Source organism: Stenotrophomonas sp. STEN056, assembly GCF_056759635.1.
Genome location: NZ_JBRRDL010000054.1, coordinates 1 through 13,423 on the forward strand (window position 1 = coordinate 1; position 13,423 = coordinate 13,423).

A 13,423-nucleotide genomic window follows, 5' to 3' on the forward strand; every position below is an offset into this window, starting at 1 on the left:
GTTGCCCCGATTTGTCCGAGGTTCGGGGGGGCTTCAGCCGCGAACCACGCCCAACTGGGTCGGCCGGTCGGACCCCGCACGCCGACATTGTCGCGGGTCCGGGCCTGAAGCCGCTCCTACAAAAACACCGCGTTTCGCCGCATATCTTGGCCATCCGCTTTGGCGAATCCCCAATCCCGAATCCCGAATCCCGAATCCTCGCCCCAACCCCCATTCCCGATTCCCGGCCACAAGCGTATGGTCAGGAAAACCCCACGTGCTTCTGCCATGCATCCGCACTGCTTCCACAACGTCCCGGTGAACCCTTTGAATTGCACGGGAGCCTGCCAGTGAGCGCGCCGGTGCTGGCCGAACGCATCGCGGCCTGCATTGCTGAAGGCTTCGAGCAATACCACACGGGGTTTGCCGACATCACCCGGCGCGCGCGCGGGCGGTTCCAGTCGCTTGACTGGGCAGGCGCCAAATCCGATGCGGTGGAACGTACCGAACTATATGACGCATGCGTTGCCCGGTGCAGCCGGCAACTGCGCGCATTGCTGGGCGAGCAGCCTGCCACGCAGGCGCTGTGGCGCGATGTGAAGGCCAGCTTCAATGAGCGCGTGGCCAGCCGCATCGACTGCGAGTTGTACAAGACCTTCTACAACACGCTGACCCGTCGCCTGTTCCTTACCCATGGCGTGAACGACGACATCGAGTTCATGGCCCTGGACATCGAGCCGTCCGACGCCATCACCCATCCGGTGGCGCGCCATGTGTATGCGGTCTCCGAGGCGCGGCCGGCCGATGCGTTTTCCCGCCTGTTGTCCGACTACGCGTTCGATGTGCCTTACCAACACCAGCTGCGCTGTGCGGCGGCCATCGCGGTGCGCCTGCAGGACGACCTCGCGCACTGGGGCGCGTATCCGGTGCGGGCCATCGAGTTGCTGGAAACCGTGTTCTACCGGGAGCGGCGTGCCTACCTGGTAGGCCGTGTGTTCGGTGAACACCGTTTTTCGCCGTGTGTGATCGCCCTGGTCAACGATGGTGATGGCATCCGTGTCGAAGCCGTGTTGAGCCGGCGCCGCGATGTGGCGCATCTGTTCGGTGTTTCGCGCAGTTACTTCCAGGCGGATCTGCCGACCGTGGCCGATGCGGTGGTATTTCTGCGCAGCCTCCTGCCGGGCAAGCCGGTGGATGAAATCTACACCGTGCTGGGCCGTGCCAAGCAGGGCAAGACCGAGCGTTACCGCACCTTCTTCAGTCACTTCCAGCAGCACGGCAACGAGCGCCTGGTGCATGCCGACGGCACGCCCGGCATGGTGATGGCGGTGTTCACCCTGCCCAGCTATCCGCTGGTGTTCAAACTCATCCGCGATCGCTTTGCCTGGCCCAAGACCATGAGCCGGCAGGACGTGGAGGAGAAGTACGCGCTGGTGTTCAACCTGGACCGCATCGGCCGCCTACTGGATGCACAGCCCTATCGCTACCTGCGCTTCCCGACCAAACGCTTTGCGCCGGAACTGCTGGACGAACTGGTCAACCAGTGCAGCCAGAGCGTGCGCATCGAGGGCGACGATGTGGTGATTTCGCTGTGCTATGTGCAGCGTCGCTTCCGTCCCTTGAATCTGTACCTGCGTGAACAGGGTGCAGAGGCAGCACGTTCGGCGGCATTGGATTACGCCCAGGCCATCCGCGACATGGCCTGCAACAACATCTTCCCCGGCGACATGCTGTTGAAGAACTTCGGGGTGTCGCGGCATGGGCGGGCGGTGTTCTACGACTACGATGAGTTGTGCCTGGTCACCGACTGCAACTTCCGCGCGTGGCCGGCGCCGCGCAACGAGGAAGAGGCGATGGCCGGTGAGCCCTGGTTCCATGTCGCACCGAATGACGTGTTCCCGGAGCGCTTCGCGTTGTTCATGGGGTTGCCGGCGCCGCTGCTGGAGCTGGTGTGCGAGAAGCACGCTGAGTTGTTCGATCCAAGCTGGTGGCAAGGCCTGCAGGCCGGCTTCCGGCAGGGCAGCTTTCCCGATACTCCGCCGTACCCGCGCGCGCTGCGGGTGGCGTGAGCGGGCGTTGGGATTCGCGAATCGCAATCAGGAATCGCAACGAACCCGGCGGTTGCCTTCAACCTCTCCGTTTGCGGGTGAGCGCAGGGGCGTGCGATCCCCCGGGTGTTGTCTGCGCGGCGCGGGATGTTGCCGGCAGGGGAGAAGGTGAGGTGCAACCGCAAACCTGGCCAAGCCCCCGGAGGGTGGCTTGGCTGACGGAGCTCGGCAAAGCCGCACTCAGAACGTATAGGTCACCATGGCCATCGCCGAGGGGACATGCTTGCGGCGGACGATGGGGCTGTCAGCGGCATCACCCAGCAGTTTCTCGCCACCCACGGAGGTGGCAATGCCCCAGTTCCGGTTGAACTGGTAGGTCCAGTCCACGCTGCCGCTGACTGCGTAGAAGCCGGCCTTCGGGGTGTGCGTCCGGAAGCCGGAGGTGCTGGACTGCGCGGCAGTGACACCGTAATAGGTCTGCATGTAGTCGCGGTCGCCGGCATGTCCGCCCAGGTTGACGCTGATCTCATGGCGGTCGCTGGAATAGAGCACCGAGCCCAGGCCCAGGTGGTAGGCGCGTCCGGTGCCGGTGTTGGACAGCGGCGCCTCCACGGTCAACGATACGCCCAGCCAACGCGAAGGTACCCATGCGGCGCTGACCAGGGCCAGCACGGCATCATCGGTCTTGCCCATGCCGCGCAGCTCATCGCCGCCGCTGCTGCCAAAACCGCCGAAGAAGCTGTGGCCGTCGTCCTTGTCCACACGCTCATCCCGGTAGGCCAGTGCGGCACTGTAGTTGAAGGGGCCGGCGCCTCCCTCCCAGCCGAGGCCGCGCAGGGTGCTGGCGAAAAAGCCGTTGGCCATGCTGTAGTCCACGGCAATGGCGGCACTGGCGCGGTCGTCCTTCGAGCCGGGGTACTTGGTCTCCAGTGCGACACCGGCGCCGAGCATCAGGGTGTTGCCGTTGTCCTGTTCAACCTCATCGGCTGCACTGGCCGGAGCAGCGAGGGTGGACAGCGCCAGCAGCATGCAGGACATGGCCAGTACATGGCGTGGCCTGACGCAGGCCGTGCGAGTGAATCCAATCATCAATCGTCCTTTTTTCTTTCGTTTTCCCAGCAGGGGAGGGCAGGGCCCGGCGCTGGGGGACCGGGCCGTGTGTTATTTCCGAACCGCGCTGATTGCTGGAAATGGCAGGCAGAACACCAGTTGCAGGTGTGGGCCGTGCAGGGGTGTGGCGTCCGTGCGATGCAGGGCCACCCAGCGATGTCCTGCGGCAGGCATGCACCCCAGGCGGAGCTGCCAGCTGAGCGTCAGTGCGCTGCCGGCCGGCTGCAGGCGTGCATCCGGTGCATTGGCCTGTGTGTAAGCAGGCGGAGCGGAGGCATGCACGCTGCACGATTGCAGGAGCAGCAGGCTGGAGACGGCGAGGGCGGAAAGCAGCTTCAAACGGGCGATCTCGGTACGGATTAGGCCGCCCCTGCCCAGGTACTGCAGAGAGAAGCAGCGGCTCCGGGGAGGGCGTGGAGCCAGTCTCGGTTGCGATCCTTAAGCCGTCCTTGGGATTTTCTTAAGAGTTGCTTAAGGCCGGGGGCAGCAATCGTGCCGTGCTTGTATTAGCGTTGCGCTGCCCTGGACTTCGCCATGCCCCATGAACCTGTTGCTCGTTGAAGATGACCTTGAACTCGGTAACGGTGTTCGCCTGGCCTTGTCCGAACAGGGCATGAGTGTGGTCTGGGTACGTCGCGTGGCCGACGCGGCAAGACAACTGGAGCAACATGCCTACGACATGGTGCTGCTGGACATCGGCCTGCCCGATGGCTCCGGGCTGGACCTGCTGTTGCGCCTGCGCCGGGAGCGCACCCAGTTGCCGATACTCATCCTCAGTGCCCGCGACAGCGTGAATGACCGTCTGTACGGCCTGGACAATGGCGCCGATGACTACCTGGTCAAACCCTTTCATCTGGCCGAGCTGCTCTCGCGTACCCGAGCACTGGCACGGCGCAGCTATGGCCTTGAGGATCGCGTCATCGCCCGCGGGGGAGTGTCCTTGAACGAACAGACCCGGCGGGTCGTGGTGGAGGGCCGGCAGGTGGAGCTCTCACCCAGTGAGTTCGAGTTGCTGGCACTGTTGCTCAAGCGCGCTGGTCGGGTGATCACGCGGCACGTACTGGAGGAGCAGGTATTGCCCGGGGGACAGTCCGCCGGCAGCAATACCCTGGAGGTTCACGTCTCCAATCTTCGCCGGAAGATTGGCACCCACTACATCCGCACCATCCGTGGCATCGGCTATGTCCTTGAGTTGCCCGGCAGCGAAGACGCAGGCAATACATGAGCAGGATCGCAGGGAGGATGCGTAGTCTGCTTGAACCCTCGCTGCTGCGACGTCTGTTGTTGGCGCAGGTGTTGTTGGTGACATTGCTGTGGACGGCGATTCTCGGTCTGGTCATCGTCGAAGGCCGCGAGCTTCCCGAGCTGTTCCACAACCAGGCGTTGTATGAGGTTGCCTTTGCCTCCACCGAAAGCCTGGCTGACTCGCCTCAGGGCCAGCAGCATGCGCTGCAGATGATGGGCAAGGCATTGGCGGCGTCTTTCAGCGATGGCGATACGGGCACCACGTTCAGTCCCATCATGTATGTGCGCTCGGATGGTCGCCTGTTGTACCAGTCCAATCCCGACGTGCCGTTGCTGCGCAATCATCAGTTCGGCGTGGTGGAAACCCTGGAAGTGGATGGCAAGGCATGGCGAGCGCTGAGCCGGGTGTCGCCGGCTGGCACGGAAGTAACCATGGCTCTGCCGGACAGCTGGAGCCTGGCCATTACCATCGGAACCCATGGCTTCTACCTGGGGCCGTTGGTGATCAGCCTGCCCTTCCTGCTGCTGCCGGCCTGGCTTTCGATCCATCTGGCGCTGCGCCCATGGCGGAAGCTCAGCCATGAAATCGAAATGCGTGCTCCCTCGAACCTGCAGCCGCTGAATTTCCAGCCACGCCACCGTGAACTGCGGCCGCTGGTCAGCAGCATCAACACCTTGTTGCAGCGGGTTTCGGAAGTCACCCAACGCGAGCGTACCTTCATCGCAGACGCGGCACATGAAATGCGCACGCCACTGGCGGCGCTGCGTATCAATGCCGAAGCGCTGCGCCAACCGCGTGATGAAGCCGCACGCCAGGAACTGCTGGACAACCTGCTGCGCAGCAGCGACCGGGCCACACGCATGGTTGGCCAGCTGCTGAAGCTGATGCGCAGCGATGCGGCCAGTGCCGCGCCGCAGCTCATGGCGTTGGAACAACTGGTCCAGGACAGGATGGCGGTGCTGGATGCACTGGCTGCACAACGTGGTGTGGAACTGGAGTTGTTGTTCAACGAGCCATCACCCGTGCGCATCTGCGGTGAGCGCGAAAGCCTGACATCGTTGGTCGACAACCTGGTGGAAAACGCCATCAAGTACAGCCCGCCGCAGGGCCTGGTCACGGTGCAGGTGAGCAGATGCGGCGAGTGGGCACAGCTGCAGGTGCTGGACAACGGCCCCGGTATCGCACCGGAGTATCGGGAACAGGTGTTCCAGCGGTTTTATCGGATTGCCGACCAGCCACAGTCCGGCAGTGGCCTGGGGCTTTCCATTGCCAGGTCGGCGGTGGAACGGCACGGTGGCAGCATCTGCCTGCACAACAACCCCGCTGGCGGGCTGTGTGCGACGGTATACATGCCGCTGCACTGAAACGCGAAGCAGGCGGTGTCCTCACCCGCATGCCGCACTGGCCGCCGCGACGGCCTGATTGAATCCTTCTCCAATGACTGCGCTGCCGAGGTCGTGCACGCCTGGGTGTGCCCGTTGCAATCACGCCGTCGAAGCGGCGCGTATCGCCTCTCAGGCCAACACTGAACTGCGTGGCTGCAGTGCCTTTGCCTTAAGCCTTTCCTAAGCCTGTGCGTTGAGCATGGCCATGTCGAATGGAAGCGCACATGGTTTGCCCGAAGGCGCGCCATCACCGATGCCGGATGCCCGCAGCAACGTCGTTGTGGGACGCACATGTCTTGGAGCCCACTTGAAATCCGCTCACTTTCCGCCTGACAGGCAGCCTCATTGGCTGCGCAGCAACATCACCTGGTCCCTGTACTTCTGGTTGATCAATGCCGTGCTTTTCATCGCCATCGGCATGGCGTACTGGCCATGGGTGGAGGTGCCCGCAAGCGCCCCTCTGGCCGGTGTCTACCTGCTGTGCACGCATCTTGGCCTGTTTGGCTTGTTTGCAATCCTGGCCGGCTGCATCCACGCACTGTTCGTCTGGCTGCCGGCATTCGCATTCCGGCCGCTGGGAGGGCTGATCGCCATCGGCGTTGCATCGTTGCTGATGGTCGATGCCATGGTGTTCAGCCAGTACCGCTTTCACCTTGATGGATTCGTGCTCGACCTGCTGTTGGCGGGCGATGACATCATTGCCCTGTCCTGGGTGAGTTGGTTGTATGTGGTCGGCGCCCTGGCTGTGTTGCTGGTGCTGCAATACCTGTTCAACAGGGCTGCCCGTCGCCTGGGCGCACGCGCAACGCCGTGGCCCTGGCGGCGGCATGGCTTTGGTTTGATTGCGGCATGCCTGCTGCTTTCGCAGGGCCTGCACATGTGGGAGGACGCCCACCACCGGCCCCTGATCCCGGGCTACACCCATGTGTTTCCGTTGTATGCGCCGGTGACCGCCAAACGACGGCTGCACCGGCTTGGCATCGGCTCGCCCTATGTCGAAGGCACCCGTCTGGACGTTCCGGCGACGAAGCACAGTGCGCTGCAATACCCGCTGCAGCCATTGCATGATGCGTGCGCCACCTGCCGTCCAAACGTACTGGTCGTGGTCATCGACAGTTGGCGGCACGATGAGATGAATGCCCGTGTCACGCCGCACATCGCCGTCTTTGCCGAAGGCGCGCAGCGTTACCGTGACCACATCAGCGGTGGCAACGCCACCCAGCCCGGCATCTTCAGCCTGTTCTACAGCCTGCCGGTGACTTACTGGCCATTGGTGCGCGGTGGTGGTGTAGCGCCGGTACTGATGCAGACGATGCACGACAAGGGCTATGCATTCTCCATCCAGGCATCGGCACCGTTGAGCCAGCCGCCGTTTGATAGAACCGTGTTCTCGCTGGTTCGGGAACTGCCACCGCGTGCCCAGGGCGACACCCCCGCACAGCGCGACCAGCACATCACCGGCCGCTTCCAGCAGTTTCTGCGGCAGCGTGATCCACGCACCCCGTTTTTTGGCTTCCTGTTCTACGACGGCGTGCATGGCTACAGCGTGCCCGAAGGCGGCGCGTTGCCATTTCAACCGTCATGGACACGGGTTGACCATGTGCGCCTGAACCAACGCACGGATCCCACCGGCTACCGCAACCTGTACCGCAATGCCTTGCACCATGTCGATGCGCAGGTGGGGCAGGTGCTCGATACCCTGCAACGACAGGGTCTGGCCGAGAACACCATCGTCATCATCACTTCCGATCACGGCGAGGAGTTCAACGACAACGGCCAGAATTACTGGGGCCACGGCAGCAACTTCAGCGACGTACAGATAAAGGTTCCCTTGCTGATCCGCTGGCCCGGCATGCCCGGCAGTGACGTCCATCATCGCACCAGTCATTTTGATGTGGCTCCCACGCTGCTTGCCGACGCCTTCGCCAGTACCACGCCGTTCCGCAAGTACAGCGTGGGCGCGCATCTGCTGGATGCCTCTGCGTCACGCCAGGCATTGATCGTGGGCAGTTACTACAACCATGCCGTGGTTTCCGGCGATGAGATCAGCGTGGTGCAGCCCGGCGGTTATGTCCGCACGCTGGCACCGGACCTCAGTGCCCGGGCAGAGCGACGTCTGCCCAACACCGCGCTGGTGGCGATGCTGGAGCAGATGTCACGCTTCCACGGCAGCTCGCGGGCATCGGTGGGCGAGGTCCGGCAAGGCCATGCATCCGGCTTCCTGCCTCGCATCCATGCCGCGGAAAACGCCAGCGGCCATTCCGACGTCAAGGTGCGTGGTACGGAATTGCTCGGCCCCGTGCAATGGAGCAACGCGCGATGATCAAAGTTCTGCTCGCGCTGGGCTTCGTGGCCTGCGTTCTGTACATCCACCATCGCGGCCGTGTGCGTGCCCGCTGGTCACGGCAGTTGCTCGATCACTCCAGCTTCATGGCCCCGATCAACATCGTCATGTACCTGTGCTCGCGGGTGCCCACCACGCCGTTCCTGGAACCGGCCCGGCACTTCCCGCAACTGGAACTGCTGCGCCAGCACTGGCAGGTGATCCGCGACGAAGCACTCGCCCTGCGTGATGCCGGGGGCATTGCGGCTTCCGGCAGTTACAACGATGCCGGTTTCAACTCCTTCTTCCGGCGTGGCTGGAAGCGCTTCTACCTGCATTGGTACGGCCCGGCCCATCCTTCGGCGCAGGCGCTGTGTCCACGGACCGTCGCTCTGTTGAAAACCATGCCGCAGGTGCGGGCCGCAATGTTCGCGCAGCTGCCACCCGGCAGCGAACTGCGCCCGCATCGCGATCCGTTCGCCGGTTCGTTGCGCCTGCATCTTGGGCTGAGCACGCCCAACAGCGAGGACTGCTACATCGTGGTGGACGGCATCAAGCAGCACTGGCGCGACGGCCAGTGGATGATGTTCGACGAAACCTACATCCACCATGCGCACAACCAGACCGGGCAGGATCGGATCATCCTGTTCTGCGATGTGGCACGCCCGCTGCGTTTCGGACCTGCCCGGCTGTTCAATCGATGGGTGGCTGCCACGCTGCTGGCAGGCGGTGCATCGCCCAATCTTCCCGGCGATCCCACCGGCCTGATCAATCGTGCGTTCTCGGGGCTGTACCGCATCCGTCTCACGGCCAAGGCACTGCGCAGGCGCAGCGCACTGGCCTATCACCTGCTCAAGTGGAGCCTGGTGCTGGCGGTGGTGGTGGGCATCTGGCGGCTGTAGCAGGCGGCATTCGCGCAGAAAAAATGCCCCGGTTTCCCGGGGCATTGCTTTCAAGCATTCACGCTGGCTCAGCGCTTCATCGAGCCGAAGAACTCGTCGTTGGACTTGGTGTTCTTCATCTTGTCCAGCAGGAACTCCATCGCTGCGATTTCGTCCATCGGGTGCAGCAGCTTGCGCAGGATCCAGATCTTCTGCAGCAGCTCCGGTTCGATCAACAGGTCTTCGCGGCGGGTGCCGGAGCGGTTGATGTCGATGGCCGGGTAGACGCGCTTCTCGGTGATGCGACGGTTCAAATGCACTTCGCTGTTGCCGGTGCCCTTGAACTCTTCGTAGATCACTTCGTCCATCTTCGAGCCGGTTTCAACCAGCGCGGTGGCGATGATGGTCAGCGAGCCGCCTTCCTCCACGTTGCGCGCCGCACCGAAGAAACGCTTCGGGCGGTGCAGGGCGTTGGCGTCCACGCCGCCGGTGAGCACCTTGCCGGAGCTGGGCACCACGTTGTTGTAGGCGCGGGCCAGGCGGGTGATCGAGTCCAGCAGGATCACCACATCCTTCTTGTGTTCGACCAGGCGCTTGGCGCGCTCGATCACCATTTCGGCAACCTGCACGTGGCGCGCGGCCGGCTCGTCGAAGGTCGAGGAGACCACTTCGCCGCGCACGGTGCGCTGCATTTCGGTCACTTCTTCCGGGCGTTCATCCACCAGCAGCACGATCATGTGCACTTCCGGATGGTTGGTGGTGATGGCCGTGGCGATCTGCTGCATCATCATCGTCTTGCCGGCCTTGGGCGGCGAAACGATCAGGGCGCGCTGGCCCTTGCCCTGCGGAGCCATCAGGTCGAGGATGCGGCCGGTGATGTCTTCGGAGGAGCCGTTGCCGCGCTCAAGCGTGAAGCGCTTGCGCGGGAACAGCGGGGTCAGGTTCTCGAACAGCACCTTGTTCTTGGACGCTTCAATCGGCTCACCGTTGATGGTGTCCACGATCGACAGCGCGAAGTAACGCTCGCCATCCTTCGGGAAGCGGATGCGGCCGGACAGGTGGTCGCCGGTACGCAGGTTGAAGCGGCGGATCTGGCTGGGCGAAATATAGGTATCGTCCGGGCCGGCCAGGTAGCTGGCTTCGGCCGCACGTAGGAAACCAAAACCGTCCGGCAGGATTTCCAGCACGCCGTCGGCGGCAACGCCGTCACCGTGGCGGGTCAGCACCTTCAGCAGCGCGAAGATCACATCCTGCTTGCGGGCACGCGCCACGCCTTCGGAGATCTGCAGCTGCTCGGCGATTTCCAGCAGCTTCTGCGCCGGCATGCGCTTGAGGTCGCTGAGCGAGTAGACCGGGAAGCCTTCCGGGACGCTGGGTACCGTGCGCGGCACGTGGTTGTCGTTGCCGCCGTCGTTGGGCATGCCATTGTCATCGCGCGGGCGGCCGTTGCGGTCGCGGTCGCGGCGGTTGCGGAAACGATCACGGCGGTTGCCCTGACCCTGACCTTGGCCCTGGTTGTGCGGGTTGTGGCGCTGCGGGTGGTTGCCCTCGGCGCGGGCTTCGCCGCCATCGTGCTGGCCTTCGGCAGCATTGCCCGAAGGGGCCGGCGCTTCATTGCTGGCCGATGCCGCCGGAGCCGGAGCGGCCGGCGCAGAATTTTCAGTGGCAGGTGCAGCAACAGGTGCTGCAGGAGCCGGCGCCGTGGCCTGCAGCGGCAGCGATGGCTGGGCCGGGGCACTGGCGGTGCTGGTGTCGGTGACCTCGGCGGTCTTGGCAACGCGCGGCTTGCGCACGCGCTTCTCGACGGGGGCGTCGGCGCTCCCGGTTTCGGAAGGAGTGTTCTCGGACAAGTGCTTGATTCCTCTCGCTAAGACGTGCGAGCGCCCTGGGGGCGGCGAACTGGTTGGGAATGATCCGGTCGAGAACCCGGCCGGAGGGTGCGGCAGGCGAAAGCTGCCGGATGCAGCGACACTAACACCGCCACGCGCGGGGCCGCAAGATGGCGGGGAAACCTTGTTGGGCCACCGTATGGCGGCCCCGGGAAGGCCGGCGGCAACTGGCCGCCGGACCGTTTCGCTCGATCAGGCCAGGGCCTTGTCGATCATCTGGCTCAGCTGGCCCTTGCCGACGGCGCCAATCTGGGTGGCCTGGATCTGGCCATCCTTGAACAGCAGCAGCATCGGAATCGAACGCACGTGGTACTTCACCGCGGTGGCGCGGTTGTCGTCCACGTTGAGCTTGGCGATTTTCAGCTTGCCCTGGTAGGCCTCGGCCAGTTCGTCCAGAACGGGGGAAATCATCTTGCACGGGCCGCACCACTCAGCCCAGAAATCCACCAGGACCGGTTCGCTCGATTGCAGGACGGCGCTGTCGAAGTCGGCGTCGCCGACGTGTAAAACCTTATCGCTCACTTGGGAGTCTCCTGGTGCAATGCGACTACCCATGCCGGGTTGGCGGCCGCATTGCGGTAAACTGGGGCATTGCGCGGACAAAAGGGTACAGCCCAACGTCGCGCGACCCGGCGCAGGGGCCGCAGTGTGCGACGGTGCCCGTATCGATGCAAGCCGCCCGGCCTCACTGGCTGCCCGGCCCTACAAAGACAGAGTAAATGAGCGACAAACCGCTGACTGATGTGACTTTTTCCTCCTTTGACCTGCAGCCGACGCTGGTCGCAGGCCTTGAAGGAGCAGGGTTCACCCGCTGTACCCCGATCCAGGCGCTGACCCTGCCGGTGGCGCTGCCGGGCGGCGATGTTGCCGGCCAGGCGCAGACCGGCACCGGCAAGACGCTGGCGTTCCTGGTGGCCGTGGTCAACCGCCTGTTGACCCGCCCGGCGCTGGCTGACCGCAAGCCGGAAGACCCGCGTGCGCTGATCCTGGCACCGACCCGCGAACTGGCCATCCAGATCCATAAGGACGCGATGAAGTTCACCGCCGAGACCGGCCTGCGCTTTGCGCTGGTTTACGGCGGCGTGGATTACGACAAGCAGCGCGAACTGCTGCAGCAGGGCGTGGACGTGATCATCGCCACCCCCGGCCGCCTGATCGACTACGTCAAGCAGCACAAGGTGGTCTCGCTGCACGCCTGCGAGATCTGCGTGCTGGACGAAGCCGACCGCATGTTCGACCTGGGCTTCATCAAGGACATCCGCTTCCTGCTGCGGCGCATGCCCGAGCGCACCACCCGGCAGACGCTGTTGTTCAGCGCCACGCTCAGCCACCGCGTGCTGGAACTAGCCTACGAGCACATGAACGAGCCGCAGAAGCTGGTGGTGGAGACCGAAAACGTCACCGCCGACCGTGTGCGCCAGCGCATCTATTTCCCGGCCGATGAAGAAAAGCTGCCGCTGCTGCTGGGCCTGCTGTCGCGCAGTGAAGGCGCCCGCACCATGGTGTTCGTCAACACCAAGGTGTTTGTCGAGCGCGTCGCGCGCTCGCTGGAAAAGGCCGGCTACCGTGTTGGCGTGCTGTCCGGTGACGTGCCGCAGAAGAAGCGCGAAACCCTGCTCAACCGCTTCCAGAAGGGCCAGCTGGAAATCCTGGTGGCCACCGATGTGGCCGCGCGCGGCCTGCACATCGACGGCATCAAGTACGTCTACAACTACGACCTGCCGTTCGACGCCGAAGACTACGTGCACCGCATCGGCCGCACCGCGCGCCTGGGCGAAGAGGGCGACGCGATCAGCTTTGCCTGCGAACGCTATGCGATGAGCCTGCCGGACATCGAGGCCTACATCGAGCAGAAGATCCCGGTCGAGGCAGTCACCAGCGAGCTGCTGACCCCGCTGCCGCGCCCGGAGCGTGCGCCGGTGGAAGGCGCTGAGGCGGAGGATGAAGGTGAAAGCGTCGGGGCGATCTTCCGTGAGGCACGCGAGCAGAAGGCGGCTGACGAAGCGCGTCGCGGCGGTGGCCGTGGCGGCAAGCCGGGTTCCGGCCGCAGTGGCGAGCGTGGTGCCGATGGCAAGCCGCGTCGCCCGCGCAAGCCGCGCGTGGAAGGCGAGCAGGCCGGCAATGCCGGCGCACCGAAGCCGCCGCGCCCGGCTGCAACCGACGCGCCGTCGGCGGCAGGTAGCCCGGCAGTGGAAGGCGAGCGCGCGCCGCGCAAGCGCCGCCGTCGTCGCCATGGGCGCCCGGTGGAAGGTGCCGAAGGCGCCGCTTCGCCGGCAGCCGTGGCCAATGCGCCGGTGCAGGTGCAGGCCAAGTCGATGCGCGGGGGCAGCGACAACGATTCGTTCCTGACCCGCCTGGGCCGCAAGATCCGCCGCATGCTGTCCGGCAGCTGATCGCTGCGAAAGCCTCCCCAACAAGGGGGAGGCCGCACAGGTAGGCGGTAGTGGGGGGGGGGGGGGCGGGGGGGGGGCGGGGCGGGGAGGCGGGGCCCCCCCCGGGGCGGGCGGGCGCGGGGCACGGGGAGCGCGGGGGCGCCCCGCCCCGCCCGCCCCCGCGGGGGCG

9 protein-coding genes are annotated in these 13,423 nt (G+C 64.7%); 6 read left to right on the plus strand and 3 right to left on the minus strand.

Annotated elements, in window-relative coordinates; translation table 11 throughout:
• Positions 1-323: 323 nt before the first annotated feature.
• Complete coding sequence (gene aceK, locus ACVOLO_RS17670) at positions 324-2,048, plus strand: bifunctional isocitrate dehydrogenase kinase/phosphatase (RefSeq protein WP_481571641.1); 1,725 nt, start codon at positions 324-326, stop codon at positions 2,046-2,048.
• Between the two features lie 219 nt (positions 2,049-2,267).
• Here aceK and ACVOLO_RS17675 read toward each other — a convergent pair whose 3' ends face one another.
• Complete coding sequence (locus ACVOLO_RS17675) at positions 2,268-3,116, minus strand: MipA/OmpV family protein (protein ID WP_481571633.1); 849 nt, start codon at positions 3,114-3,116, stop codon at positions 2,268-2,270.
• A gap of 562 nt (positions 3,117-3,678) precedes the next feature.
• Between ACVOLO_RS17675 and ACVOLO_RS17680 the strand changes: the two genes are divergently transcribed.
• The 4 genes from ACVOLO_RS17680 (at position 3,679) to ACVOLO_RS17695 (ending at position 8,993) form a co-directional block, all read left to right on the plus strand.
• The gene (locus ACVOLO_RS17680) at positions 3,679-4,362 is read left to right on the plus strand and encodes a response regulator (RefSeq protein WP_481571634.1); all 684 of its coding nucleotides are present in this window, start codon (positions 3,679-3,681) and stop codon (positions 4,360-4,362) included.
• Between the two features lie 17 nt (positions 4,363-4,379).
• Positions 4,380-5,747 (plus strand): ATP-binding protein, encoded by a 1,368-nt coding sequence (locus ACVOLO_RS17685; RefSeq protein ID WP_481571635.1) that lies wholly within the window; start codon positions 4,380-4,382, stop codon positions 5,745-5,747.
• Positions 5,748-6,075: 328 nt separating this feature from the next.
• Positions 6,076-8,091, plus strand: a complete 2,016-nt coding sequence (locus tag ACVOLO_RS17690) for a DUF3413 domain-containing protein (RefSeq protein ID WP_481571636.1) — start codon at positions 6,076-6,078, stop codon at positions 8,089-8,091.
• Entirely contained in the window at positions 8,088-8,993 is a 906-nt protein-coding gene (locus ACVOLO_RS17695) for an aspartyl/asparaginyl beta-hydroxylase domain-containing protein (RefSeq protein WP_481571637.1), read from the plus strand. Before ACVOLO_RS17690 ends, ACVOLO_RS17695 begins: the two co-directional genes overlap by 4 nt.
• A 68-nt stretch (positions 8,994-9,061) precedes the next feature.
• Here the strand turns inward: ACVOLO_RS17695 and rho are convergent, their stop codons facing one another.
• Together rho and trxA are read right to left on the minus strand one after the other, a co-directional pair.
• Positions 9,062-10,822 carry a transcription termination factor Rho gene (rho, locus tag ACVOLO_RS17700; RefSeq protein ID WP_481571638.1) on the minus strand — a complete coding sequence of 587 codons (1,761 nt, stop codon included), beginning with the start codon at positions 10,820-10,822 and terminating at the stop codon, positions 9,062-9,064.
• Between the two features lie 231 nt (positions 10,823-11,053).
• Complete coding sequence (trxA, locus tag ACVOLO_RS17705) at positions 11,054-11,383, minus strand: thioredoxin TrxA (RefSeq protein WP_481571639.1); 330 nt, start codon at positions 11,381-11,383, stop codon at positions 11,054-11,056.
• 197 nt (positions 11,384-11,580) lie between these two features.
• Between trxA and rhlB the strand changes: the two genes are divergently transcribed.
• The gene (gene rhlB / locus ACVOLO_RS17710; protein ID WP_481571640.1) at positions 11,581-13,254 is read left to right on the plus strand and encodes an ATP-dependent RNA helicase RhlB; all 1,674 of its coding nucleotides are present in this window, start codon (positions 11,581-11,583) and stop codon (positions 13,252-13,254) included.
• Positions 13,255-13,423: the final 169 nt, after the last annotated feature.

Excerpts from the sequence above, each read along its gene's own strand:
- ACVOLO_RS17675 (WP_481571633.1), bottom strand. The coding sequence starts at position 3,116 with ATGATTGGATTCACTCGCACGGCCTGCGTCAGGCCACGCCATGTACTG.
- ACVOLO_RS17680 (WP_481571634.1), top strand. The coding sequence starts at position 3,679 with ATGAACCTGTTGCTCGTTGAAGATGACCTTGAACTCGGTAACGGTGTT.
- ACVOLO_RS17685 (WP_481571635.1), top strand. The coding sequence starts at position 4,380 with ATGCGTAGTCTGCTTGAACCCTCGCTGCTGCGACGTCTGTTGTTGGCG.
- ACVOLO_RS17695 (WP_481571637.1), top strand. The coding sequence starts at position 8,088 with ATGATCAAAGTTCTGCTCGCGCTGGGCTTCGTGGCCTGCGTTCTGTAC.
- rhlB (WP_481571640.1), top strand. The coding sequence starts at position 11,581 with ATGAGCGACAAACCGCTGACTGATGTGACTTTTTCCTCCTTTGACCTG.